Origin of the sequence: Bacteroides mediterraneensis, assembly GCF_016900355.1 — a bacterium.
Classification (GTDB): domain Bacteria; phylum Bacteroidota; class Bacteroidia; order Bacteroidales; family Bacteroidaceae; genus Phocaeicola.
This window is the reverse complement of the sequence record NZ_JACJKA010000085.1, coordinates 1-447: the sequence shown is the minus strand read 5'-3', so window position 1 is coordinate 447 and position 447 is coordinate 1. Positions and strand designations below refer to the sequence as shown.

Sequence of the window (447 nt, the reverse complement as noted above, 5' to 3'; positions counted from 1 at the left end):
TGCGCCCTTTCCTACTTTCCTTATCACGTGCACACTCCGTCTTTCGACGGGTGCGGGATGATATATACTTTTAGCTTTCGTACTAAAATTACTTTTTGCTTGTTACATCATGTCATAGACCTATTTTCTAGTGGAGAACTTGTCAGGACTGGCTTCGCTTGCGCTCGCCCATCCTCTATTTCTCACTTCGTGGAGAATAACGGATTCGAACCGTTGACCCCCTGCGTGCAAAGCAGGTGCTCTAGCCAGCTGAGCTAATCCCCCAAGATTTCATGCTTCATTTTTTCAAAGCGGCTGCAAAGGTAGGTATTTCCTTTCAAACCGGCAAATAAAAAGCGAAGTTTTTTCTGAGGTAGTCCCAGGCAGAGTTGAACTGCCGACCTCTACATTATCAGTGTAGCGCTCTAACCAACTGAGCTATAGGACTAGCTTGTGAGTTATCATCGT

Annotated in this window: 2 tRNA genes; both read right to left on the bottom strand. The window is 45.6% G+C overall.

The annotated features are described in order from the left end of the window. Nucleotides 1-190 precede the first annotated feature (190 nt). Nucleotides 191-264, bottom strand: a tRNA-Ala gene (locus H6A28_RS14935). 89 nt (nucleotides 265-353) lie between these two features. Beyond that, nucleotides 354-427 (bottom strand) — tRNA-Ile (locus H6A28_RS14930). Between the last annotated feature and the right edge of the window lie 20 nt (nucleotides 428-447).